This window comes from Rugamonas rivuli (assembly GCF_009380165.1).
GTDB lineage: Bacteria > Pseudomonadota > Gammaproteobacteria > Burkholderiales > Burkholderiaceae_D > Rugamonas > Rugamonas rivuli.
Genome location: NZ_WHUF01000003.1, coordinates 247,186 through 269,414, shown reverse-complemented (window position 1 = coordinate 269,414; position 22,229 = coordinate 247,186). Strand labels below are relative to the sequence as shown.

General features: G+C 64.9%; 24 protein-coding genes. 14 read left to right on the top strand and 10 right to left on the bottom strand.

All coding sequences use genetic code 11. From position 1 onward, the window contains the following. The first annotated feature begins 4 nt into the window (after nt 1-4). Genes ccmA through GEV01_RS11525 form a run of 9 tightly spaced genes read left to right on the top strand, consistent with a single transcriptional unit; the run spans nt 5 to nt 6,322 of the window. Nucleotides 5-640: a cytochrome c biogenesis heme-transporting ATPase CcmA gene (ccmA, locus tag GEV01_RS11565; protein ID WP_235914334.1), complete on the top strand. Its 636-nt coding sequence runs from the start codon at nt 5-7 to the stop codon at nt 638-640. Continuing rightward, a complete protein-coding gene (gene ccmB, locus GEV01_RS11560; protein WP_152804427.1) occupies nt 634-1,302 on the top strand; it encodes a heme exporter protein CcmB in 669 nt (222 codons plus the stop codon). Before ccmA ends, ccmB begins: the two co-directional genes overlap by 7 nt. Before the next feature lie 19 nt (nt 1,303-1,321). Then, nucleotides 1,322-2,107, top strand: a complete 786-nt coding sequence (gene ccmC / locus GEV01_RS11555; protein WP_328595494.1) for a heme ABC transporter permease CcmC — start codon at nt 1,322-1,324, stop codon at nt 2,105-2,107. Further along, complete coding sequence (ccmD, locus tag GEV01_RS11550; RefSeq protein ID WP_152804425.1) at nt 2,104-2,280, top strand: heme exporter protein CcmD; 177 nt, start codon at nt 2,104-2,106, stop codon at nt 2,278-2,280. Before ccmC ends, ccmD begins: the two co-directional genes overlap by 4 nt. Beyond that, nucleotides 2,277-2,720 carry a cytochrome c maturation protein CcmE gene (gene ccmE, locus GEV01_RS11545; RefSeq protein ID WP_008446144.1) on the top strand — a complete coding sequence of 148 codons (444 nt, stop codon included), beginning with the start codon at nt 2,277-2,279 and terminating at the stop codon, nt 2,718-2,720. Before ccmD ends, ccmE begins: the two co-directional genes overlap by 4 nt. After that, nucleotides 2,717-4,690 (top strand): heme lyase CcmF/NrfE family subunit, encoded by a 1,974-nt coding sequence (locus GEV01_RS11540; protein ID WP_152804423.1) that lies wholly within the window; start codon nt 2,717-2,719, stop codon nt 4,688-4,690. The genes ccmE and GEV01_RS11540 overlap by 4 nt, the downstream gene beginning before the upstream one ends. 12 nt (nt 4,691-4,702) lie before the next feature. After that, nucleotides 4,703-5,230: a DsbE family thiol:disulfide interchange protein gene (locus GEV01_RS11535; protein WP_152804421.1), complete on the top strand. Its 528-nt coding sequence runs from the start codon at nt 4,703-4,705 to the stop codon at nt 5,228-5,230. Continuing rightward, nucleotides 5,223-5,627 (top strand): cytochrome c-type biogenesis protein, encoded by a 405-nt coding sequence (locus tag GEV01_RS11530; protein WP_152804420.1) that lies wholly within the window; start codon nt 5,223-5,225, stop codon nt 5,625-5,627. The genes GEV01_RS11535 and GEV01_RS11530 overlap by 8 nt, the downstream gene beginning before the upstream one ends. After that, nucleotides 5,624-6,322, top strand: coding sequence for a tetratricopeptide repeat protein (locus tag GEV01_RS11525; RefSeq protein WP_152804418.1), 699 nt, complete (start codon nt 5,624-5,626; stop codon nt 6,320-6,322). The genes GEV01_RS11530 and GEV01_RS11525 overlap by 4 nt, the downstream gene beginning before the upstream one ends. Before the next feature lie 25 nt (nt 6,323-6,347). On the opposite strand, the gene groL is transcribed toward GEV01_RS11525, so the two are convergent. The 10 genes from groL to GEV01_RS11475 form a co-directional block, all read right to left on the bottom strand. Beyond that, nucleotides 6,348-7,973 carry a chaperonin GroEL gene (gene groL, locus GEV01_RS11520; RefSeq protein WP_152804416.1) on the bottom strand — a complete coding sequence of 542 codons (1,626 nt, stop codon included), beginning with the start codon at nt 7,971-7,973 and terminating at the stop codon, nt 6,348-6,350. Further along, complete coding sequence (locus tag GEV01_RS11515) at nt 7,973-8,698, bottom strand: lectin (protein WP_152804414.1); 726 nt, start codon at nt 8,696-8,698, stop codon at nt 7,973-7,975. The genes groL and GEV01_RS11515 overlap by 1 nt, the downstream gene beginning before the upstream one ends. Nucleotides 8,699-8,700: 2 nt before the next feature. Further along, nucleotides 8,701-9,180 carry a c-type cytochrome gene (locus tag GEV01_RS11510; RefSeq protein WP_152804412.1) on the bottom strand — a complete coding sequence of 160 codons (480 nt, stop codon included), beginning with the start codon at nt 9,178-9,180 and terminating at the stop codon, nt 8,701-8,703. Nucleotides 9,181-9,210: 30 nt separating this feature from the next. Then, entirely contained in the window at nt 9,211-10,221 is a 1,011-nt protein-coding gene (locus GEV01_RS11505) for an SMP-30/gluconolactonase/LRE family protein (RefSeq protein ID WP_152804410.1), read from the bottom strand. A gap of 11 nt (nt 10,222-10,232) precedes the next feature. Next, entirely contained in the window at nt 10,233-10,823 is a 591-nt protein-coding gene (locus GEV01_RS11500; RefSeq protein WP_152804408.1) for a peroxiredoxin, read from the bottom strand. 25 nt (nt 10,824-10,848) lie between these two features. Beyond that, the gene (locus tag GEV01_RS11495) at nt 10,849-11,418 is read right to left on the bottom strand and encodes a c-type cytochrome (RefSeq protein WP_328595493.1); all 570 of its coding nucleotides are present in this window, start codon (nt 11,416-11,418) and stop codon (nt 10,849-10,851) included. Nucleotides 11,419-11,508: 90 nt separating this feature from the next. Then, nucleotides 11,509-11,886 (bottom strand): hypothetical protein, encoded by a 378-nt coding sequence (locus GEV01_RS11490; protein WP_152804404.1) that lies wholly within the window; start codon nt 11,884-11,886, stop codon nt 11,509-11,511. A gap of 12 nt (nt 11,887-11,898) precedes the next feature. Beyond that, nucleotides 11,899-13,344 carry a DUF1501 domain-containing protein gene (locus GEV01_RS11485; protein WP_008446170.1) on the bottom strand — a complete coding sequence of 482 codons (1,446 nt, stop codon included), beginning with the start codon at nt 13,342-13,344 and terminating at the stop codon, nt 11,899-11,901. Nucleotides 13,345-13,366: 22 nt separating this feature from the next. Beyond that, nucleotides 13,367-15,676, bottom strand: coding sequence for a DUF1549 and DUF1553 domain-containing protein (locus GEV01_RS11480; protein WP_328595492.1), 2,310 nt, complete (start codon nt 15,674-15,676; stop codon nt 13,367-13,369). Between the two features lie 193 nt (nt 15,677-15,869). Next, complete coding sequence (locus GEV01_RS11475; protein WP_152804400.1) at nt 15,870-18,653, bottom strand: TonB-dependent receptor domain-containing protein; 2,784 nt, start codon at nt 18,651-18,653, stop codon at nt 15,870-15,872. Between the two features lie 358 nt (nt 18,654-19,011). Here GEV01_RS11475 and GEV01_RS11470 point away from each other — a divergent pair, with 358 nt between their 5' ends. From GEV01_RS11470 to GEV01_RS11450, 5 genes are read left to right on the top strand one after another with little or no spacing between them, the layout of a single operon-like run. Continuing rightward, nucleotides 19,012-19,455, top strand: coding sequence for a rhodanese-like domain-containing protein (locus GEV01_RS11470; protein ID WP_070358619.1), 444 nt, complete (start codon nt 19,012-19,014; stop codon nt 19,453-19,455). A gap of 12 nt (nt 19,456-19,467) precedes the next feature. Further along, a complete protein-coding gene (locus GEV01_RS11465; protein ID WP_152804398.1) occupies nt 19,468-20,169 on the top strand; it encodes a cytochrome b/b6 domain-containing protein in 702 nt (233 codons plus the stop codon). Nucleotides 20,170-20,224: 55 nt separating this feature from the next. After that, nucleotides 20,225-20,989 carry an energy transducer TonB gene (locus GEV01_RS30755; RefSeq protein WP_217428393.1) on the top strand — a complete coding sequence of 255 codons (765 nt, stop codon included), beginning with the start codon at nt 20,225-20,227 and terminating at the stop codon, nt 20,987-20,989. A 27-nt stretch (nt 20,990-21,016) separates the two neighbouring features. After that, the gene (locus GEV01_RS11455) at nt 21,017-21,742 is read left to right on the top strand and encodes a MotA/TolQ/ExbB proton channel family protein (RefSeq protein ID WP_070358616.1); all 726 of its coding nucleotides are present in this window, start codon (nt 21,017-21,019) and stop codon (nt 21,740-21,742) included. Continuing rightward, entirely contained in the window at nt 21,742-22,152 is a 411-nt protein-coding gene (locus GEV01_RS11450) for an ExbD/TolR family protein (protein WP_008446180.1), read from the top strand. Before GEV01_RS11455 ends, GEV01_RS11450 begins: the two co-directional genes overlap by 1 nt. Nucleotides 22,153-22,229 lie beyond the last annotated feature (77 nt).

Below are 22,229 nucleotides of genomic sequence, written 5' to 3'. Positions count from 1 at the left end.
AACCATGCGTCTACAGGCGCACCGGCTGGCCTGCGCGCGCGGCGAGCGGCAGCTGTTCAGCGATCTGAATTTCGAACTGCAAAGCGGCGAAGCCTTGTGGCTCAAGGGCGGCAACGGCAGCGGCAAAACCAGCCTGCTGCGATTGCTGTGCGGCCTGGGAAGGCCGCTGGCGGGGGAGGTGCGCTGGAATGGACGGCCTATCCAGCAACTGCGCGAAGACTATCACCGCCAGTTGATTTACTGCGGCCACGCCAGCGCTGTCAAGGACGACCTGTCGGCCTGGGAGAACGTCGCCACCGCCAGCACCTTGTCCGGCACCGCGTGCAGCCGTGAGCAGGCCGTGGTGGCGCTGGTCAGCGTGGGACTGGGCGGCGCGGCCGACTTGCCGGCGCGCGCGCTGTCTCAGGGGCAGCGGCGCAGGGTCGCACTGGCGCGGCTGGCGATCGATCCGCTGCCGCCGTTGCTGCTGCTGGATGAGCCCTTCGTCGCGCTTGACCAGACGGCCGTGCAGTCCCTGTGCCGCACGCTGAACCGGCACCTGGCGTCGGGCGGAATGCTGATCTACACCACGCACCAGGCGCAGGCCTTGCAGGCGCGGAGGCTGGAGCAGTTCGACCTGGACCGGCTGCTGCCATGCTGACCGCGCTGGCGCATGTGGTACGGCGCGACCTGCTGCTGGCCTTCCGCCGGCGCACGGACATTTTGAGCACGCTGACGTTCTTCGTCATCGTCTGCACCTTGTTCCCGCTGGGCGTGGGGCCGGAGCCGGAACTGCTGCGCACTCTGGGCCCCGGCGTGCTGTGGGTGGCCGCGCTGCTGGCCAGCACGCTGGCGCTGAATCGCCTGTTCGGCCTCGATCACGCCGACGGCACGCTGGAGCAGATGCTGCTGTCGTCCGAGCCGCTGGTGCTGATCGTGGCCGGAAAGGTGGTCGCGCATTGGCTGGTCAGCGGCTTGCCGCTGGTGCTGTTGACGCCCTTGCTGGCCTTGCAGTTCGGCCTGGACGGCCCGGCGACAACGTCGCTGGCTCTGAGCCTGCTGGTCGGCACGCCGGCACTGAGCCTGGTGGGTGCCATCGGCGCCGCGCTCACGCTGGATGTACGGGGCGGCGGAGTGCTGGTGGCCTTGCTGGTGCTGCCGCTGTACGCACCGGTGCTGATCTTCGGCGCCGGCGCCGCGGTCGCGGATGCGGGCAGCAGCACGGCCGAAGCCAACCTGTTGCTGCTTGGCGGCCTGCTGGCCGGCGCCGCCGCGCTGGCGCCGTGGGCCACCGCATCCGCATTGCGTATTTCATTGGAATGACTGAAGAAGGAACATCATCGTGCTGAGTATCCGAACCACCTACACCGCCGACGCGGGAGCGCCGCGCACCGGCCGCTGGCTGCGCTACGCTGCGCCGCAGGCCTTCTTCCCGTTGGCCGGCCGCGCCATTCCCTGGCTGCTGGCCGCCGCGCTGCTGCTGTCGGCGATTGGCCTGTATATCGGCCTGTTCGCCGCGCCGACCGACTTCCAGCAGGGCGACGCCTACCGCATCATCTTCGTCCACGTGCCTGCGGCCTGGCTGTCGATGCTGATCTACGTGGCGATGGCTTTCTGGGCCGCCGTCGGCCTGGTGCTGAATACGCGGCTGTCATCGATGATGGCCAGCGCGCTGGCGCCAACGGGCGCGTTGTTCACCTTCCTGGCGCTGTGGACCGGCGCGCTGTGGGGCAAGCCGACGTGGGGCGCATGGTGGGTGTGGGATGCGCGGCTGACGTCGGAGTTGATCCTGCTGTTCCTCTACATCGGCTTCATGGCGCTACAGGCGGCGATCTCGGACCCGCGCCGCGCCGACCGCGCCGGCGCGGTGCTGGCGCTGGTGGGCGTGGTCAACGTGCCGGTGATTTACTTCTCCGTCCAGTGGTGGAACACGCTGCACCAGGGCTCGTCGATATCGCTGCGCAGCGCGCCGACGATGGCGACGCTGATGCTGCAAGGGATGCTGATCATGACGCTGGCGCTGTGGGCCTACGCCATCGCCGCCACGCTGCAAAGGCTGCGCGCCATCGTGCTGGAACGCGAGCGGCACACGGATTGGGTACAACGTTACGTCACGGAGCAACGATGATTTGGGATAGCTGGAGCGATTTGATCGCGATGGGTGGGTATGCGAAGTACGTGTGGGGTTCGTTCGCCGTGGTGGCGCTGGTGCTGGCCGGCGAGCAGGCCGCGCTGGCGCTACGCCGCCGCGGGGCGTTGAAGGCGGCCCGCTCGGTGCAGGCATCGGGAACGCGCGCATGACGCGCCGTCAACAGCGCCTGGCATTGCTGGCCGCCGCCTTGAGCGCGTTGCTGGTGGCGGCCTGGCTGATACTGTCCGCGTTCCAGAAAAACCTGGTGTTCTTCTTCACGCCCAGCCAGGTGCTGGCGGGCGAAGCGCCACGCAACAAGAGCTTCCGTATGGGCGGCATGGTCGAACCGAACAGTTTGAAACGCGAAGCCGACGGCATCACCGTCAGCTTCATCGTCACGGACACGGTGCAGCGCCTGCCGGTGCACTATCGCGGCATCCTGCCGGACCTGTTCAAGGAAGGCAAGGGCGTGGTCGCGCAGGGAAAGCTGGGCAACGACCACCGCTTCGTGGCCGAGGAAGTGCTGGCCAAGCACGATGAAAACTACATGCCGCCGGATGCAGCCTACGCGCTGAAGAAGGGCCGTCAAACCGCCAAGGTGGACAAATGATCGCCGAACTGGGTAACTTCGCGCTGATGCTCGCATTGGCCCTGGCGCTGGTGCAGGCCAGCCTGCCACTGCTCGGCGCATGGCGCGGCAACCAGCGCTGGATCGCACTGGCGCGGCCTGCTGCTGCCGGACAGTTTGTCTTCGTCAGCGCCGCTTTCGGCTGCCTGCTGGTGGCGTTTGCCGTCAATGACTTCTCGGTGGCGTATGTAGCTTCCAATTCCAACTCGATGCTGCCGATTTACTACCGCGTGGCAGCGGTGTGGGGTGGGCACGAAGGCTCGCTGCTGCTGTGGGTGCAGATACTGGCCGGGTGGACGGCTGCGGTGGCGGTGTTCAGCCGCCGCTTGCCGCCGGCGATGACGGCGCGCGTGCTGGGCGTCATGGCGTGGATCAGCGTCGGCTTCCTGCTGTTCATGCTGTTCACGTCCAACCCGTTCGAGCGCCTGCTGCCGGCCGCGCGCGATGGTCGCGATCTCAATCCGCTGCTGCAGGACTTCGGCATGATCATCCATCCGCCCTTGCTGTACATGGGCTACGTCGGCTTCTCCGTGGCCTTCGCGTTCGCCATCGCCGCGCTGCTGGGCGGCCAGCTGGATGCGGCATGGGCGCGCTGGTCGCGGCCGTGGACGCTGGTGGCGTGGGCCTTCCTCACGCTGGGCATTTTCATGGGCAGCTTCTGGGCCTACTATGAACTGGGCTGGGGCGGCTGGTGGTTCTGGGATGCGGTGGAAAACGCGTCCTTCATGCCCTGGCTGGTCGGCACCGCATTGATACATTCGCTGGCGGTGACGGAGAAGCGCGGCAGCTTCAAGAACTGGACGGTGCTGCTGGCGATCGTCGCGTTCTCGCTGTCGCTGCTAGGAACCTTCCTGGTGCGTTCCGGCGTGCTGACATCGGTGCATGCTTTCGCCACCGATCCGCGCCGTGGCCTGTTCATCCTGGTCTTCCTGGCGATCGTCATCGGCGGTTCGCTGGCGCTGTACGCGTGGCGCGCGCCATCGGTGGGCTTGGGCGGCCGGTTCGCGCTGTTCTCGCGGGAGTCGCTACTGCTGTTGAATAACGTGCTGCTGCTGACGGCGGCCGCCACGGTCCTGCTGGGGACTTTGTATCCCTTGCTGCTGGATGCGCTGGACCTCGGCAAAATATCGGTGGGCGTGCCTTACTTCGAGGCGGTGTTTGTGCCGCTGATGCTGCCGGTGCTGGCGCTGATGGCGGCCGTGCCCTTCGTCGAGTGGAAAACGGCGGAGCTGCGGCCGGTGCTGGTGCGCTTGTCGCGCATCGGCCAGGCCTCGCTGCTGTTTGGTTTGGCGGCCTGGCTGGGCTGGAAGCTGACGCCGGCCGTCGCGGGCGGCTTGATGCTGGCGGTGTGGATAGTACTCGGCACGGCGCTGCATCTGTTCCAGCGCGCGGCGACGGCGGGGGAGGGCGTGTCGCTTGGCCGCCATCTTGGCAAGCAGCCGTTGAGCTACTGGGGCATGCTGGCGGCCCATGCCGGCGTGGCGGTGTTCGTGGTCGGGGTCACGCTGGTCAAGGGCGGCGAGGTATCCGAGGACATCAGCTTGCGCGTCGGTGACAGCATCGTCAGCAACGGCTGGCGCTACAGCTTTACCGCGCTGGAAAAAATCGACGGCCCGAACTACATCGCCGCCCGCGCCACCTTCGAAGTACGCGGCGCGGATGGCCGGGTGCTGGTGCTGCGGCCGGAAAAACGCTACTACACCGTGCAGCAGATGCCGATGACCGAAGCGGCCATCGATCGCGGCTTCACGCGGGATATCTATTTGTCGCTGGGCGAGCCGGGCAAGGATGGCGCCTGGGCGGTGCGTTTGCAGAACAAGCCGTTCGTCGGCTGGATCTGGGCGGGTTGTCTGATTATCGCCAGCGGCGGCCTGCTCGCCGCATCCGATAAGCGCTACCGGCTGGCGCGGCAGGGAAGCGTCTCCCCGTCCGCTACTGCAGTTCCGATTTAATCTGGAGAGAATATGAAACGATACATCGTGCCGCTGGGCGGCTTTGCGGTGCTGCTGGTTTTCCTGGGCATAGGTTTGCGGCTCAAGCCACAGGAGATACCGTCGCCGCTGATCGGCAAGCATGCGCCGGAATTCTCGCTGCCGCAAGTCGAGGATGCGGGGCGCACCTTCAATTCGAAGGACATGGCGGGCAAGGTATGGGTGCTGAACGTGTGGGCATCCTGGTGCGCGCCGTGCCGCGCCGAGCATCCCGCGCTGCTGGAGTTTTCGCGGCTGGCGGCTGCGCCGGTGGTGGGGCTGAACTACAACGATGTGCGCGGCGACAGCCAGAAGTGGCTGCGGGAGTTCGGCAACCCTTACCAGGTGTCGGCGTTCGACGGCGACGGCAAGACCGGCATCGAGTTCGGCGTGTACGGCGTGCCGGAGACCTTCGTCATCGACAAGCAAGGACAGATACGCCTGAAACTTACCGGGCCACTGACCTCCGAACTGATACGCGAAAAGCTGTTGCCGATCATACGGGAGCTGAATCATGTCTGAGCTGCGGCGTAGTCTGGCATGTCTGGCTGCGGTTTGGTCTTTGCTGTCGCAGGCTGCGCCATCGTCGGCCGAAGCAGCGCTGGAGCTGCGCGTTCAGCACGTGGCCGAACAGCTGCGGTGCCTGGTTTGCCAGAACCAGACCATCGCCGATTCGCACGCCCAGCTGGCGCTGGATCTGAAGAAGGAAGCCCGTACCCAATTGGCCCGCGGCCGTTCGGAGCAGGATGTGATTGATTTCATGGTGCAGCGCTACGGCGACTTCGTGTTGTACCGGCCGCCGTTCAAGGCCAATACCTGGCTGCTTTGGCTGGGACCATTCGCGCTGTTGGCCATCGGCCTGCTGACGCTACTGCATCAACTGCGGCAACGCGGTTTCGCAATGGAGGATTCGGAATGACGAGGTTCATCCTGATCGCGGGCGCCATGCTGGCCTGCAGTCTGCTGTTTGTATTGCCACCGTTGTTGCGCCGCGAAGTTGGCGGCGACGCGCTCGTGAAGGCGCCGCGCCAGCGCTGGTCCGTGATACTGGTCGGACTGTTCGTGCCGCTGCTGGCGGCGTCGCTGTATGCATTGCTGGGCACTCCGGCGGCGCTGGAGCGTCCATCGGAGCCGGCGCTGCCCGCCGCATCGCCCGACGCCGCCGTCGGCCCTGAACAGGTCGAAGCCATGGTGGCCCGCCTGGCCGCGCGTCTCGCCAGGGAGCCGAATGACGCCGATGGCTGGCGCATGCTGGCGCGCTCCTACGAAACGCTGCGCCGCTTCGATCAAGCGGCCGATGCCTACCGCCATCTGCTGGCGCTGGAACCGGCCACTCCGGAACTGCTGGTGGACTATGCGGTCGTACTGGGCATGACGCTCAATACCTCGCTGGTCGGTGAACCGGAAGCCCTGATCGCCCGCGCGCTGGCAATCGACCCGAATCACATCCAGGCCTTGGCGCTATCGGGCAGCGCGGCGCTGGAGCGCGGCGATTATGCAAGCGCCGTCAAGCCGTGGAAGAAGATACTGGCGCTGGTGCCGGCGGATTCGGATATCGGGAAATCGATCTCGGCGAACATCGCCCAAGCGGAGGCACAGGCACAGCGGCGATAGCGCGCCGCGCCTGCGCAGGCGGCCGTCAGGCCGCTTCCTCGAGATGATGGTGGTCTTCGCGCGCCTGAGCCGGCAAGGGGATGGTATAGATACCGGCATCGGTGGTCAACAGCAGACCGGCAATCGACGCCGCGTTTTGCAGCGCCGCTTTTGTCACCTTGGCCGGATCCAGTACACCCAGTTCAAACAGATCGCCGTAGCTGCCATTGGCTGCGTCGTAGCCGAAGTCCCCGCTGCCCTCAATGACCCGCGCCAGCACGGCGGCAGGCTGGCCGCCTGCATTGGCGACGATCTGCCGCAAAGGCTCTTCGAGCGCGCGCAGCACGATTGCAATGCCCGCATCCTCGTCCGCGCTGTCGCCACATAGATGCAGCGCGGCCTGCCTTGCGCGCAGCAGCGCCACACCGCCTCCGGGCACAACACCCTCGGCGATGGCGGCGCGTGTCGCGTGCAGCGCATCCTCCAGCCTTGCCTTCTTCTCGGACAGTTCGGCCTCGGTGGCGGCTCCCAACCGTATCACCGCCACGCCGCCGGACAGGCCGGCCAGGCGTTCATGCAGTTTGTCGCGGTCGTAGCCGGCGGACGTGTCGGCTATCTGGGCCTTGATCTGCGACGAGCGTGCTGCTAGTCCTGCCGCAGGACCGCCGCCGTCGATGACGATGGTGTGCTCCTTGCCCACCTCAACCCGCCGAGCCGTACCCAGATCGGCCAGCGTAACAGCTTGCAGCGTCAAGCCACTGTCGCCGGATAGCACACGGGTGCCGGTCAACGCCGCCAGATCCTCCAGACTCTCGCGGCGGCGCTCGCCGAAACCCGGCGCCTTCACCGCCACCGACTTCAGCAAACCCCGTGCGTGATTGACCACCAGGCCGGCCAGCGCCTCACCCTCCACATCCTCGGCCACGATCAGCAGCGGCCGGCCGGTTGTGGCGACCAGTTCCAGCAACGGCAACAGCTCGCGCACGTTGGCGATCTTTTGATCGGCCAGCAGTATCAGCGGCCGTTCAAGCTCCGCCACCTGCCGTTCCGCATCGCTGATGAAATAGGGCGACAGGTAGCCGCGCTTGAACTGCAAGCCCTCGGCGATGGTCAGGTCATCCTGCAACGACGGCCCGTCCTCCACCGTAATCACGCCATCCCTGCCCACACGTTCGAAGGCGCCTGCGATCAAGTCGCCGATAGCCGCATCGGCGTTGGCGGAAATGGTGGCCACCTGCGCGATTGCCTGGTTGGTGGCGACCGGGCGGGCGGCCGCAGTCAATTCAGCCACGACGGCGGCCACCGCCTTGTCGATGCCGCGCTTCAGCCCTATTGGACTGAAACCGGCCGTGACGTACTTCAGGCCTTCGCGCACGATGGCTTGCGCGAGAACGGTGGCGGTGGTGGTGCCATCGCCCGCATCGCTGCCGGTGCGCGCGGCGACTTCCTTGATCAGTTGCGCACCCATGTTCTGCAACGGATCGGCAAAGTCGATCTCACGCGCCACGGTGACGCCATCTTTGGTCAGCGCCGGCGTGGCATGGCCGCGCTCCAGCACCACGTTTCGGCCCTTGGGGCCTAGCGTCAACCTGACCGCATTGGCCAGGACATCGACGCCGGAAGCCAGGCGCCTGCGGGCGCCGTCCCCAAATACGATACCTTTCGCCGTCATCAGTTGGCGGCGAAGCAGTACAGCAGGCCGGCGCCGCCGGTGGCAACCAGGTTCGCCTGGCCGCAGCCACGGCTTGGATGCGCCGCGTTCCAGGACGTATTGCCGCCGCCCGTGCGGTCGAAGTGGCCCAGCTGCGTGGAGCCGTCGGCGGCGCTGCTGGTGTAGTTTTTACACGTATGGTCGGCGGCATCGGCGTAGGCGCGGCCGTCCGGCTGCGAACCGGTGATGATGTCATGCTCGTTCGGTTTGTCGCCTGCGCCCTTCACCGGCTCGTTCTTCTCGGTGAAGACGGTGGTGCGCGTCAGGTTGTTGCCGAGGCGCGCTGCATCGAGCGTATCGCCATGCAGGTGCGCCACGTCACGCGCCACCACGGCGCCGCGGGTGTTGAACCAAGGTCCATTGCCGATGCGGTCGCGCGCATTGACCGCAGGCTTGCCATCGGCCGTCTGGGTGCTGAGGTAAGCGCGCCAGGTCTGCTTGCCCGCGCCGACCGACTCGGCCAGCTTCTGGCAGTGCGCGTCGGCGCCGGCCAGGCCGCCGAGGTCCGCACCTTTGCCCAGGCCTTCGCTGGTGACGAAGAAGCTCAATGGCTTGGCTGGATCGGTGGAACGCGCGATGTTCGGCTGCGCAGGCGCGGCAGGTGCTTGCGCCAGCGCCGCATGGGAGAGGCACAGCGCCGTGACGGCGCCGCAGATCAGGGATGCTTTATGTATGGTCGTGGTCATGTTCAGTCTTTGGATTTGAAATCGTCGTGGCAGGATTTGCAGGTGCGCTGCAATTTGCCGAATTGGGCCTTGATCGCCGCCACATCGCCGCCACCCGCCAGGGCGGCCAGCTCGGTGGCCTCCTTGCCGAAGCTGGCATTGAGTTCAGCGAAGTGCTTGCCGTCCTTGAACAGCTCCGGCTTGGCGCTGGTGTCGTGCCAACCCTTGCCTTGCTCGGTGCCGGCCGCGAACAGGCCGCCCAGGCCGGAGTTGGCGATGGCGGCGATGGTGTTAGCCGCGCGCTGTACCTCGTCCTTGTTGTACTGGCCTTCGACCGACGCCTTGATACGGCCGGTATTCCACGCCACCAGCTGGAAGGCCGACTGGCGCCACTTGATGAGGTTCTCCGGCTTGGGCGCCTGCTGCGCCAGCACGCCGGCCGAACCTGCGAGGAGGGTGATCGCCAGCGTTGGGATCAGTACTTTCTTGAGTCCTTGTTTCATCTGTTTTCCGTCGTCGAGTTGAAAAAAACGTTACTTGGCGCGTCCGCCATAACCCTCTGCCAGCAAGGCGATCTTGTAGGCCGCGCCGCGTCCGACCACATAGAGAGTCTTCTTGTCCGGCCCCGCGAAGGCCAGGTTCTGCGGCGCCTTCGGCAGCGCCACCACGCCCAGCGCCTCGCCCTTGCTGGAGAAGATCTGGATGCCGGCGGTGGAGGCCACATACAGCCTGCCGTTGTTGTCGACGGCCAGGCCGTCGGCGCCGCTGCTGTTGCCGGTGTCCGTCTTGCGCCAGCCTTCCAGGCGCGCGAAGTTGCGGCGCGGGCCTATGCTGCCGTCGGCGGCGATGTCGTAGGCCAGCACGTGTTCTCCTGCGGTGTTGGCGACGTACAGCACCTTCTCGTCTGGGCTCAGCTGGATGCCGTTGGGGCGTTCGATATCGGCGGCGATGCGCTGCAGCTCGCCCGATGGCGTGATGTGATACACGGCGGGCTTGGCCACCACCGGCTGATCCGCCGGCGCTGGCGTGCCCGCCGGACGTGGCGGAGGGCCGGAGTCGGTGAAGTAGACGCCACCCTTGCGGTCCACCACCAGATCGTTCGGGCGGCCGAACGGCTTGCCCTCGAACTGGTCGGCCAGCGTACGTGCATGCGATGGCGGATAGACGATGCCGACGCGTGGCTTCAGCACCTGCACCGCATACAGATCGCCGCTGGCGTTGAAGCCCAGGCCATTCGAACCGTTGCTGTTGTCGAGGAAGGTGGACGTGCTGCCGTCGGCGGCGATGCGGGTGATGCGGTTGGCCGTGGTCTCGGTGAAGATCAGGCTACCGTCGGGCAGCACGACCGGGCCTTCGGTGCCGGTAAAGCCATCGCGTATCAGCTCAATCGGCGTGCCGGCTGCCACCACGCCCGCGATGGCTGGCGTGGTGGTGGGGCCTGCCGCAGTCTGCGCGTTGGCGGTGATGTCGGCCGCCACCAGCGCCAGGCCGGTCGCGACCAGGGTTGCGAGGTGAGGCCGCCAGGTGGTATAGCGTTTGATCATCGTCGTGCTCCTCAAGATTTTTTGGCCGGACGCTGGGCCAGTTGCTGCACGGCCGCCAGCGCCTTCTCGACGTTGGCCTCCGGCGTCAGGCCACCCACGGCGGCGGCTATCCTGCCGTCCGGCGTGATGACGAAGGTGGTGCGTTCTGCCGCCGCGTGGTCGATCTCGACGCCGCGCGTATCCTTCTTGCCGGCGGCGATTTCGCGGATCGCCAGCTCGTAGGACTTGGCGATGTCGCCGTTGACATCGGCGGCGACAGGGAATTTTCCGGCGCAGTAGTTGGGATCGGCCGAGAACTCGTTGAGCCGCGCGATGCTGTCCAGCGAAACACCAACCACCGTGGCGCCGGCGGCGCTGAACTTGTCGTGGTTGACGGCGAAGGTATGCGCCTGGATGTTGCAGCCGCCGGTGAAGGCGGACGGGTAGAAGTACACCACCACCGGCCCTTTCTTCAGCGCGTCCTTGAGCGAGAAGGCGAAGGCCTTGCCGGCCTGCGACGCCTGCACCTTGAATGCGGGAGCGGCATCGCCTTCCTTCAGCGCGGCGGTGGCGGGCAGCGCGACTGCGGCCGCCAGCAGCGTAGCGATTAACATGCGTTTCATTGGTACTCCTGTTCTGGTTAGTGGTCTACATTTCGGATACATAGCGGGCCAGCGCTTCGATCTCGGCGTCGCTGAGCGGCGCCGCAAACTGGTTCATCACGCCGCCGGCACTGTTGTTGCGGCTTCCGCTGCGCCAGTCGTGCAGTTGCTGCTCCAGGTAGCGCTGGCCCTGGCCGCCGATGACCGGGCCGGCGCCCGCCGTGCCTTTACCGCCTTCGCCGTGGCAGCTGGTGCAGGCGGGCAGCTTGCGCGCGGGGTCGCCTTGTGCGTACAGCTGCTGCGCATGCGACAGCGGGGCGGTGGCCTGCTGATGCGCCTGTGCTGACTTGGCGGCGGCCGGCATCGGCGGCAGCGTGGCGAAGTAGGCGGCGATGTCGGCCAGGTCGGCGTCGCTGATCCCGGTGGCCATCATCTTCATGAATTCATGCTTGCGTTTCCCGCTGCGAAAATCCTGTATCTGCTTGATGATGTACTCCGGGTACTGGCCGCCCAACTTGGCGAACTTGCCGTCCGTGCCAACGCTGAAGCCCTGGCCTTCGCCGCTACCGCCGTGGCATTCCAGGCAGCGCTCGGAGTCAGCCTTTTCCCTGCCCACTACCGGATCGCCACGTGGAGCGGCGGAGGCAGGCAGCTGCGCCAGCAGCAGCCACGCCAGCGCGGCCGTTTGTAAAACTCTGCGAATACGCTACTCCTTCTTGTAAAAAGTGTGGCAGGTGCGGCAGGTGCGCGACAAGGTGGTGGCGGCCGTGGTGGCCGATTCAAAATTATTGACCGCCACGAAGCCGACGATATCCGTCGACAGCTCCTTGCTTTGCCGCGCCAGGTCTACCGCGTTCTTTGCATCGCCCTTGTGGTCGAAGAAGGTCTCGACCTGCGCGAACATCTGCGTCAGTTCCTTCGCATCCGCCGTGGCGGCCTGCTTGTTACTCAACGCGATATTCGACGACAGGCTTTTGTTGGTATCCTCGATGGACTGCATCAGGTCCACACTCAGCTCTTCAGCCGACCGGACCCCGGCCGACAGCGCCATCGAGACTGCAAACAGCAAAATGACTTTACGCATGGCGGCCTGTTCTCAGGCGATCAGTTCTTTGATGACTTTTCCATACACGACGGTCGGACGTTCCGAGCGGCCGTTGTTGAGGAAGGTGGTTTTCAGGTGGTCGAGGCCCAGCAGTTGCAGTACCGTCGCGTGCAGGTCATAGGTGTCGACAGCCTTGTCCTTGTCCGCCACTTGCAGGCCGATTTCGTCGGTCGCGCCGTAGGTGCTGCCGGCCTTGATGCCGCCGCCCGCCACCCATTGCGTATAGCCCCACGGGTTGTGATCGCGGCCGTTGCCGCTTTGGCCGTAGGAGGTGCGGCCGAATTCCGAAGTCCACACCACCAGCGTCGAGTCGAGCAGACCACGCGACTCCAGGTCGGCCAGCAGGCCGGCGATAGGCTTGTCGATCATGCGGGCGTTGACGCTGTGGTTCTTTTCGAGTTCGCTGTGAGCGTCCCAGCTGGTGATCTCGGTCTGGCCATCGGGTGCGCCGGATACCACCTGGATGAAGCGCACGCCGCGTTCCACCAGACGGCGAGCGCGCAGCAGCGTGGTGCCGTAGCTCGCGCTGGTCTCGTCGTTCAGGCCATACAGCTCCTTGGTAGCGTCGCTTTCCTTGCCCAGGTCCACGGCTTCCGGCGCGGCGACCTGCATGCGGTCGGCCAGTTCGTAGGAACGTACGCGGGCTTTCAGTTCGGTGTCCGCCGAGTAGCGCGCCGCGCCTTCGTTGTTCAGGCGTTTGAGCAGGTCCAGCGAGGCGCGCTGCTGCGACGCGGTGCGCAGTTCCGGGCGTTCCAGGTACAGGATGGGTGACGGGCCGGGACGGAAGGCCGTGCCCTGGTACACCGCCGGCAGGAAGCCGGAGTTCCAGTTGACCGAACCGGCGCTAGGCTCGCTCTTGCCGTTGTAGAGCACCACGTACGGCGGCAAGTCGGGATTGGCCGAACCCAGTGCGTAGCTGACCCACGCGCCCAGCGAAGGGCGGCCGGGACTCAGGTCGCCGGTATTCAGCTTCAGGATCGAGATGTCGTGGGTGGCGCCGACGGTCACGCTGGATTTGATGAAGGCGATCTTGTCGGATTGGGTGGCGATGTTGGGCACCAGGTCCGAGAACCACGAACCGCTGTCGCCATGCTGCTTCCATGTGCGCTTGGATGCATACAGTTTGCCGACGCCGCCCTGGGTACTGGTCTTGATCCCTTTCAGGAAGGAGGCCGGTACATCCTGGCCCGCCAGCTTGATCAGGTCCGGCTTGTAGTCGAACAGGTCCAGCGTGCTCGGGGCGCCGTTCATGTGCAGCCAGATCACGGATTTGACCTTGGCCGGGAAGTTCGGCTGCTTCGGCGCCAGTGGATCTGCCAGTTCGGCGGCGGTGGCCGCGTGCAGCAAGCCGCCGCCAGGCAGCAGGCCGGTGAGCGCGCCGGCGCTGAGGCCAAGACCGGATTTAAGCAGGAAGTCGCGACGTGTATTGATACTCATGGTGCAGTCCTTTTAAATAGTTTTAGAAGCGGTAGGCAAAGTCGTTGGAGTTGGAGACCGCGTGCACCAGGTCGACGAACGCCGCCGCCCGCACCGGATTCACTTGCTGGTTTTCTTTCAGGCCGAGCGGCACGGCGATTTCAAACTTGCCGTCCGCGTTTTTGGCCAGGATGATTTTTTCCTCCTTGTCGAGGAAGTCCTTCAACGCCGCCTTCTCGGACTTGTTCGGTGCGCGGGCAAACAGGATCTCGTACAGACGGTTCAGCTGCGCCGTTTCATCCTTGCCTGCCTCGCGGATCACGCGGCCCGCCAGTGCTTGCGACCAGCCGAATACCACGTCGCTGTTAAACAGCGTCAGCGCCTGCAAAGGCGTGGTGGTGACATCGCGCTTGTGGTGTGCATGCGATGGATCGGCCAGGTCGAAACTCTGCATCAGCGGATACGGCACGCTGCGGCGCACGAACACGTAGACGCTGCGGCGGTTCTGCTCCGCGGGATCGGCGGACGGCGTCCACAGGTTGCCGGCGTTGAAGTTGGCCGGCACCGGCGGGAACACGGCAGGGCCGCCGATCTTGTCTTCCAGCTTGCCGGAAGCGGCCAGCAGCGAATCGCGGATCTCTTCGGCTTCCAGGCGTTTGCGCGGGTAGACCGCCAGCAGCTTGTTGTCCGGATCGACCTTCAGCACATCGTCACGCTGGCCGGAAGACTGGCGGTAGACGCTGGACAGCAGGATCTGGCGATGCAGCTTCTTGACGCTCCAGCCCTGCTTGACGAAGTCGGTCGCCAGGTAATCAAGCAGCTCCGGGTGCGTAGGCTTCTGGCCTGCGCGGCCGAAGTCGGCCACGGAGGCGACGATGCCGTTGGCGAAGTACTGGCTCCACACGCGGTTGACGAACACCCGCGCCGTCAACGGGTTGTCGGCGCTTGCAAGCCAGTTGGCCAGCGCGGTGCGGCGGCCGGACGAGGTGGCGGTAGGCTTGATATCCAGCTTGGCGTTGGCGCCGGCCCATAGCACCGGCAGCGCCGGTTGCACTTCGTCGGTCGGACGCTCATGCACGCCGCCGAAACGGACGAAGGTCGGCGGCGAGTCGGCGTGACCCAGCTCGGTGGCTGCAGTCAGCGTCAAGCTGCCTTTCTCCGGCTTCAGCTTGTCGAACTTTTTCATATCGGCAGTCAGCTTCTGATACTGCTTCCATTTGTCGACGTTGGCCGGGGTGTAGTCCGCGCTGTCCTTGTCTTCGGCGGTCAGCTTCAGGTAGGCCACCACGTCCTGGTCGGTGCTGACGGTTTTCAGGCGGAAGTTCACCCAGCGGTCCATCGCCGTCCATTCGGCTTCAGGCTTGAAGATCGCCTCGCGGCTGTCGGTCAGGTAGCGCTCCTTGTGGTACTTGACTGCCACCGTGCGGATGGTGTCGAGGATGGCCTTCTGCTGCGCGCGGATATCCTTGGTCGCTTCGCGGTAGGTGGCCTGCTGCTTCTCGTATGCCAGTTCGGCCTCGCCCTTGATGGCGGGGGCCTTTTCGTCGAAGCTGGTGTTGGCGAAGAAGGCCTGCAGCTGGAAGTATTCCTTCTGACTGACCTTGTCCGCCTTGTGGTTGTGGCAGCGCGCGCAGCCCACGGTGGCGGCCAGGAAGGTTTCGCCGACCAGGTCCGTCATGTCGGTCGCGATCTGGTATTTGCGCTGCACCAGGTCGCGCGAGTTCGAGTTGTCCGGATAGCCGGCCAGGAAACCGGTGGCGATCTTGGCTTCCTGGCTGTCGGGCCACAGCTCGTCCCCGGCCAGCTGTTCCTTGATGAAGCGGTCGAACGGCTTGTCGGCGTTGAAGCCGGTGATGACGTAGTCGCGATAGCGGTAGTTGTTCGGACGAGTGGTGTCGTTTTGGAAGCCGGCGCTGTCGGCGTAGCGGGCCAGATCGAGCCAACGGCGCGCCTGGCGCTCGCCGTAGTGCGGCGACGACAGCAGGCGGTCCGCCAGCTTCTCGTAGGCGTCCGGCGATTTATCGTTGACGAAGGCGCGTACTTCCTCAGGCGTCGGGATCAGGCCCCAGGTGTCGAGCGTGGCGCGGCGGATGAAGGTGGCGCGGTCTGCATCCGGCGACGGCTTCAAGCCTTTCTCTTCCAGCTTGGCCAGTACGAATGCGTCAACCGGTGTGCGCACCCAGCTTTTCTGTTTGACGATGGGGGCGGCCGGCTGCTGCGGCGTGGTGTACGCCCAGGCCTTGTTGTTTGCAGGCGCTGCGGCCTTGGGTGCGTCGTCGGGCGCCGCCGACAGCACTGCGGAAAAGCTTAGCAGCACGGCGATCGATAGCGTCTTTATTGCGGGCTTGTTCACTGACTTGCTCCTTCTGTATGCGTGGACGAGATAAGGCATCACTGCTTTAGATAGCAACTATCGGACCAGCAGTCGCCTGACGCTCATGTACTTGATTTGACTAGGGATTCTGCTGCGGGCAGCAGGAGCGCCTGCTGCCGCGCGGTCAGTTGCGGCGGCCTGCTGTTGAATATCCAGCAGGCCGCTGCTGCGATTACAGCTTGCCGCTGAAGCTCAGGCCAAACCAGCGCGGATACGGATTCGGCGAATAGCTGGTCCATGCCGGTTCGTGCTTGCGGTTGTCGGTGGCGTTCTTCACAATCAGGCTGACGTCGAAGCCGGCCTTGGTGGTGAGGCCGATGGCGATGTCGGTGATGGCGTTCCCCGGCACGTAGCCATAGTCGGACAGGGTGTCCGTGTTGTTATAGCGGCTGGTGAAGGCCGTATTAAAGCTGGCGTGGAACTGCTTGTTGGCCCATACCGGGATGCGGTACTCGGCGCCGACGTTGCCGGTCCACTTGGCCACGCCCGGCAGCGTCAGGCCGCTCTGGTCGACGTAGGGCGCCGTCAGGTAGGCCTGCTCGTCCGGCTTGGCGGCCAACGGGAAGCTGATATAGCGCGCGTCCGTATAGGCGCCGGCCACGCGGATGCTGAGGTTCTGGATGCCGGAGTAGACCGCATCCAATTCCAGCCCGCGCGCCCGCACCTTGGGCACGTTGCCCTGCGCCGTCACGTAGGCGGTCGGATTGGCCTGGCCGTTGGCGATATTGGTCTGTGTGGTGAAGTCGTCCACCACCCGTACCGTCGACTGGTAGTCACGGATGTTCATCTGGAACAGGTCGGCGTTGAGTATCAGCGTGTTGTTCAGCAGGCTGGATTTCAGGCCCACTTCAAACGCGCTGGTTTTCTCCGGCCGCACGTTGGCGGACAGGCCGTTGACGTTGAGCGCGGAGCCGGACTTCTCGCCGTACTGCCACGAGGTGTAGCCGGTTACGTTGTCGTTGAAGCGGTAGCTCGGTCCCAGAGTGGCCGTCACCAGGTTGTCGTCGTAGTGGCTGGTGATGCCGCCGATGAGTTGACCAATCTGACCCGCGCGCAGCGCCTTGGCGGCAGCTACCTGCGCCTGTTGTGTGGCAGTCAGCGCGGCATACGAGGCGGCGCCGAAGTAGCGGATGGCCACTGCGTCCGCCAGCGCCGTCTGCGCCGCGCTGTTGCCGGCGGCGAGCGCGCCGGTGGCGGTGGAGTTGAAGCCGCCCAGCGCTACGCCGCGCACAGCGACCGGATTGAGCGCAGCGCCGGCGCCGTTTGCCGTCAACAGCTTCACGTCGGTGGTGGTGCGGTTCTCATGCGTCAGCCGCAGGCCGCCGTTAAGGCTGATGGCATCGGTCGCGCGCCAGGTGGCGTTGCCGTAGATGGCGGTGCTCTTGGTGTTGACGATGGTGTCGCCCTTGGTGATCGCGTCGTCCAGCGTATCCTTCAGCAGCGCCAGGCCCGCGCCGCGGTTGGCGCCCGCCAGGCGGTCCAGCGTGTTGTACTGCGCGGTGGTGGCGAACCATGCGCCGGCGTCCGAACCCCAGCCGGTTTTGGATGCGATGTCGTCTTCAGTCTTCAGGTAGAACAGGCCGGCCACATAGTCGAACGATCCGCCCGGCTTGGACTTCAGCTTGAGCTCCTGGCTGAATTGCTGGTAGTCGACGCCGCCGCCGCCGTTGCGGTTGATGTCGAACGGCGTGCCTTCGTCGTTGTGCGCGTCGAAGGTGTACTTGCGGGTGGCGGTGATGGAGCTCAGCGTGTGGTTGGCCAGGTTCCAGGTCAGGTCGATCTGTCCGCCCTTGTTGTGGACAGTCTGGCCCTGGTTCTCGTTGAAGTTAAGGTTGTTATCGCCGATGTAGTTCTTGTCGTAGGTGTAGGGCGAGCCGTTGAAATCGCGGCCGGCAAACCATGCGCGGCCGGGCGTGAAGGCGCCGGTGGCGGATGTGTATCCGGCCAGCTTGGCGCGCGCCGTGGTGCCGCTTGGGTCGGTGAGCGAGCCGTCGGCAAAGCGGTCGGGCTGGTTCTTGTAGAAGGTCAGGCCATTCTGCACTTGCGGTGCGTGGGGTTCCAGGTCGAAGCTGACGCGCGCATTGAAGTCCGCGCTGGGCGTGAACAGGAACTGCGTGCGGCCGCTGACGCGGTTCTTGTTATACAGGCTGTAGTTGCTGTCGAAGTTGTTGACGTAGTAGCCCCGGCTGCGGTCGACGAGGAAGGAGCTGCGCCACGCCAGCAGGTCTTCGATGATCGGGCCGCCCAGATTGGCTTTGGCAATCAGCGTGTCGCGCTGGCCGTAGGTGATCTGGTAGTCGGCGCTCGGGTAGAACGATGGCCGCTTGGTGTTGATGCTGACGACGCCGGAGCTGGCGCCTTTGCCACCCAGCGTGCCTTGCGGGCCGCGCGTGACATCGACCGAATCGATGTCGTAGAAATCGAAGTTGGCCAGCTGCGACAGGCCGTAACTCACGCCATCGACCACCATGCCGACGCTGGGGTCTTGCGTTTCGGTGAAGGAGCGCTTGCCCAGGCCGCGTATCGACAGCGAGGCGCCGCGCGTGTTGTTCTGGTTGAACTGGATGCCGGCGCCGCGCTTGGTGATGGCGCTCAGATCCTGTGCCAGTTCGCGGTCCAGTTCCGCGCCGCTGACGACGGAAACCGATAGCGGCACATCTTTCAGCAGTTCGATTTTTCTCTTGGCGCGTACAGTGACGGCGCCTAGTGCCTGCGGTTCCTCTTCGGCTGGTGTGCTGGCGGCTACCGGCTCCGGCTGGGCGGCGGGAACGATGGTGCCGTCCTTTGCGGCCAGTGCCTGCTTGAGCCTTGCGATTTCGGCTTGCAGCTCGGCGATGGTTGGCGTATCGGCGGCGTGCAGGGTTCCTGATGACAGCAGCCCAAGCGCGGCAACGACTGCGGCCGCCAGCGGTGCCGCTCGGAAGTGGTTGGGTAAGGCGTTATGCGCTTTGCTCATTACTATGCTCTCCTGATGGTGACTGATGTTGACGGTGGTATTGACCGCTATTTCGCAAGTAGCGTGCCATCACGGAGAAATCGTTTATACAATTAATGCATATGTTTAAGCATGAGTATCCGGCTGCGTGTGCGCCTTTTCGTCCTGCTGCGATGGAGCAGGGGGCTGCAGGACAGGGCTGTTGATTTTGCAGCAGCCCTGTTCCGGCGTGTGGTGGTCTGACAGCACATGCGCCGCAGCCGAAAATTCGATAAAGCCCATGAATACAGGCTTTGCGCGCCATCGGCAGGTTTGGCACGATAGTTGCAGAAGTGATCGGTGAGGAATCCCACTCATCCACTTTGAAGGCAACGACACCATGAAGACATTCCGTATCGCCGCACTGGCCCTGGCGCTGACCGCCACCGTATCCGCATGGGCGCAGCAAGCGCCGCAGCCGTGGACCTACAAGACCAAACAACTGGAGCGCGCAGAAGTCGACGCGCTGCTGGCCAAGCCGGAAAAGCTGGTGGTGCTCGACGTGCGCCGCCCGGACGAAGTCACCGCCAAGGGCAGCTTCCCTGTGTTCCTGAACATCCAGGCCAAGGACGTTGAAAACCAGCTGGCTTATATACCGAAGGACCGCGTCATCGTCACCGTCTCCAACCACGCGCACCGTGCCGGCGCCGTCGGCGACCTGCTGACTGCCAAGGGCTACAAGGTGGCCGGCGCCACCGGCTCGGAGGACTACGAGTCGCAGGGCGGGAAGATCGTCCGCATCGCTCCGCCGGCCAAGCAGGTCGCCGCCGCAGCGCCTAACTAAGCAAGCCTCATCATGAACCAGCGCGCTACCTATGAGGAGTTGCAGCCTGCGGCAGCAGCCGTGCAAACGCGCCGCCGCATCCTGGTATGGGATCTGCCTACGCGCGTGTTCCACTGGTCGCTAGTGCTGGCGGTGACGGTCGCCATCGTCAGCGGCGAGATCGGCGGCGACTGGATGGAAGTGCATGGCAAGGCCGGACTGGCGATACTTGGCCTGGTGGCGTTCCGGCTGGCGTGGGGTTTTGCCGGATCGACGCACGCGCGCTTCCTCAACTTCCTGCCGACCGCCGCCAGCCTGCGCGCCTATCTGCGTGGCCGCTGGAAGGGACAGGGCCACAACCCGCTCGGCGCGTTGTCGGTGTTTGCGCTGCTTGGGTTGTTGGCGGTGCAGGCGACGACGGGATTGTTCGGCAACGACGAGATTTCCTTCACCGGACCCTTGTTTGCGTTGGTGGAGGAGGGGCTGGCCAATCGCCTCACCGGCCTGCACAAGCAGCTGGCCTACGTGCTGCTCGCGGTGCTGGCCCTGCATATCCTGGCGATCCTGGTCTACCTGTTCCTCAAGAAGGACAACCTGGTCAAGCCGATGGTCACAGGATGGAAGGAGGTACGCGCCGGTACCTCGGCGGCCAAGGGCAGCTGGACGGCGCTGCTGCTGTCGTTGGCCTTCGCTGCCGCGGTGGTGGCTTTCGCCAGCGGGGCTGTTCGCTGGTGAACAGCGTTTTGAATGAAATCAGTTACACAATCGAGAGGGCTACACCATGACCGCAATGACTTTTGAGAGTATCAACTATTCGCCGCGCCGCGCAGCTGTCCGGCGGCAGGCAAGGCCCGCGCCGGTGGTGCAGGTTGCGTTGCCGGTCAGCGTGGCGATCCCGCAGGCCGGCACCATCGCCGGTAAGGGCGACAGGCGTGGCCTGGTTGCCGTGGTCGGGCTGGCGGTGGTGCTGCATGCCGGCGTGATCGTCGCCTTCCAGCAGGGCGGACAGATCGATCCGCTGCCGCCGAAAGCGGCCGAGCCGCTGGCGATTGAGTTCGCGCCGCCGCCGCCGCCGCCACCGGAACCGCCGAAGGTGCAGCCGCAGGTGGCCAAGGTGGCGCCGGCCCCGGCGAAAGCTCCGCCGCAAGTGCCGGTGGTGGCACAGGCGCCGGTGGACGATGGCCCGCCGAGCGCCAACACCGTGCAGGTGGCGACGCCTGCACCGCCGGCACCGGTCGCCGCCGCGCCAGCACCGCCGCCGCCACCAGAACCCGTCACCGAACCGCGCGGCTACGCCGGCTACCGCAGCAACCCGGCGCCCGACTATCCGGCCCTGGCGCAGGACCGTGGCTTGCAGGGGAACGTGGTGCTGAAGGTGCACGTACTCGCATCCGGCAAGCCGGATAACGTCGCCGTCGACAAATCCAGCGGCCACAAGATCCTCGACGATGCCGCCGTCAAGGCGGTGCTGGCCTGGTCCTTCGATCCGGCCAAACGGGGCCAGACGCCGATAGACGGCTGGGTCAAGGTTCCACTGAATTTCAAACTTTCCTAATCCTTTTTTATACTGAGAGCGCTATCCATGTCTTCCTACTACTTAGATCTTATCGTTCAAGGCGCCCTTTACGCATTGGTGCTGTTCTCCGTGATTACCTGGGTGCTGATACTGGCCAAAGGCGTGCAGCACTACCGTCTCGGAAAACGGGATAAACAATTTACCAAGCAGTTCTGGAGTGCCAGTACGCTGGATGCGGCCAGCGCGCTGGCCAGCGACGCCAGTCCGAAATCGCGTCTGGCGAATGTCGGCTTCGCGGCGCTGCATGTCAGCGAATCGGGCGATGCCAGCAGCGACCTGGAACACAGCTGGGACAGACAGGAGCTGCTGGAGCGTCATCTGCGCCAGCAAATCCAGAAGGAGTACCAATCGCTGGAGAGCGGCCTGGCGGTGCTGGCGTCGATCGGCAGCACGGCGCCGTTCGTCGGCCTGTTCGGCACCGTGTTCGGCATCATTCACGCGCTGGGGGCGATCGGCAAAAGCGGTTCCGCCAGCATCGACGTGGTGGCCGGCCCGATTGGCGAAGCGCTGATCGCAACCGGCGTCGGCATCGCGGTGGCGGTGCCTGCGGTCCTGGCGTTCAACTTCTACGTGCGCCGCCTCAAGGTGACGGCTGCGGAACTGGATAACTACGCCACCGACTTCGTCAACCTGGCGCAGAAGAACGGCTTCCGCGTGACGCGTCCCGCAACCAAGGCTGCACCGCAGGCGGCCCGTCCGGCCAGCGCGCCGCAGCAGGGAGCATACGCATAATGGCCTTCTCGACTGGTAGAGACAGCAGTGACGTGGTCAGCGAGATCAACATCACGCCCCTGGTGGATGTGATGCTGGTGCTGCTGGTGACATTCATCCTGACCGCGCCGCTGCTGAACAACGCGGTGCGCATCAACCTGCCCAAGACCTCGACCACTACGCCGGCCAATCCGTCGAAGACGGTCACGGTCAGCATCGACGGCAGCAACAAGATCTTCATCGACAAGCGGGAAGTGGAGCCGGCCGCGCTGGAGCCTGAGCTGAAGGAGTTGGTGGGCAAAGACCCTGAGCTGGCACTGAGTCTGCAAGCCGACCAGGGCGTGCCATACCGCGCCGTGGCCAAGGTGATCGCCAACATCCAGCGGTCCGGCGTCACCAAGCTGTCGGTGCTGACGGAGCCGGGAGGTTGAGGAGGAAGGCGGATTCCGCATATTCAAACGCGATTTAATTCCTTGGGCCCTCCGCGATTTTGTCCTATTCTTAAAGA

Bases quoted from the DNA above. Each gene is read 5' to 3' on its own strand.
- GEV01_RS11465 (WP_152804398.1), top strand. From the start codon at position 19,468: ATGAACCAGCGCGCTACCTATGAGGAGTTGCAGCCTGCGGCAGCAGCC.
- GEV01_RS11510 (WP_152804412.1), bottom strand. From the start codon at position 9,180: ATGAAACAAGGACTCAAGAAAGTACTGATCCCAACGCTGGCGATCACC.
- groL (WP_152804416.1), bottom strand. From the start codon at position 7,973: ATGACGGCGAAAGGTATCGTATTTGGGGACGGCGCCCGCAGGCGCCTG.
- ccmE (WP_008446144.1), top strand. From the start codon at position 2,277: ATGACGCGCCGTCAACAGCGCCTGGCATTGCTGGCCGCCGCCTTGAGC.
- GEV01_RS11490 (WP_152804404.1), bottom strand. From the start codon at position 11,886: ATGCGTAAAGTCATTTTGCTGTTTGCAGTCTCGATGGCGCTGTCGGCC.
- ccmA (WP_235914334.1), top strand. From the start codon at position 5: ATGCGTCTACAGGCGCACCGGCTGGCCTGCGCGCGCGGCGAGCGGCAG.
- GEV01_RS11470 (WP_070358619.1), top strand. From the start codon at position 19,012: ATGAAGACATTCCGTATCGCCGCACTGGCCCTGGCGCTGACCGCCACC.
- GEV01_RS11485 (WP_008446170.1), bottom strand. From the start codon at position 13,344: ATGAGTATCAATACACGTCGCGACTTCCTGCTTAAATCCGGTCTTGGC.
- GEV01_RS11540 (WP_152804423.1), top strand. From the start codon at position 2,717: ATGATCGCCGAACTGGGTAACTTCGCGCTGATGCTCGCATTGGCCCTG.
- GEV01_RS11455 (WP_070358616.1), top strand. From the start codon at position 21,017: ATGTCTTCCTACTACTTAGATCTTATCGTTCAAGGCGCCCTTTACGCA.
- ccmB (WP_152804427.1), top strand. From the start codon at position 634: ATGCTGACCGCGCTGGCGCATGTGGTACGGCGCGACCTGCTGCTGGCC.
- ccmD (WP_152804425.1), top strand. From the start codon at position 2,104: ATGATTTGGGATAGCTGGAGCGATTTGATCGCGATGGGTGGGTATGCG.
- GEV01_RS11525 (WP_152804418.1), top strand. From the start codon at position 5,624: ATGACGAGGTTCATCCTGATCGCGGGCGCCATGCTGGCCTGCAGTCTG.
- GEV01_RS11515 (WP_152804414.1), bottom strand. From the start codon at position 8,698: ATGACCACGACCATACATAAAGCATCCCTGATCTGCGGCGCCGTCACG.
- GEV01_RS11500 (WP_152804408.1), bottom strand. From the start codon at position 10,823: ATGAAACGCATGTTAATCGCTACGCTGCTGGCGGCCGCAGTCGCGCTG.
- GEV01_RS11530 (WP_152804420.1), top strand. From the start codon at position 5,223: ATGTCTGAGCTGCGGCGTAGTCTGGCATGTCTGGCTGCGGTTTGGTCT.
- GEV01_RS30755 (WP_217428393.1), top strand. From the start codon at position 20,225: ATGACTTTTGAGAGTATCAACTATTCGCCGCGCCGCGCAGCTGTCCGG.
- GEV01_RS11450 (WP_008446180.1), top strand. From the start codon at position 21,742: ATGGCCTTCTCGACTGGTAGAGACAGCAGTGACGTGGTCAGCGAGATC.
- GEV01_RS11475 (WP_152804400.1), bottom strand. From the start codon at position 18,653: ATGAGCAAAGCGCATAACGCCTTACCCAACCACTTCCGAGCGGCACCG.
- GEV01_RS11505 (WP_152804410.1), bottom strand. From the start codon at position 10,221: ATGATCAAACGCTATACCACCTGGCGGCCTCACCTCGCAACCCTGGTC.
- GEV01_RS11535 (WP_152804421.1), top strand. From the start codon at position 4,703: ATGAAACGATACATCGTGCCGCTGGGCGGCTTTGCGGTGCTGCTGGTT.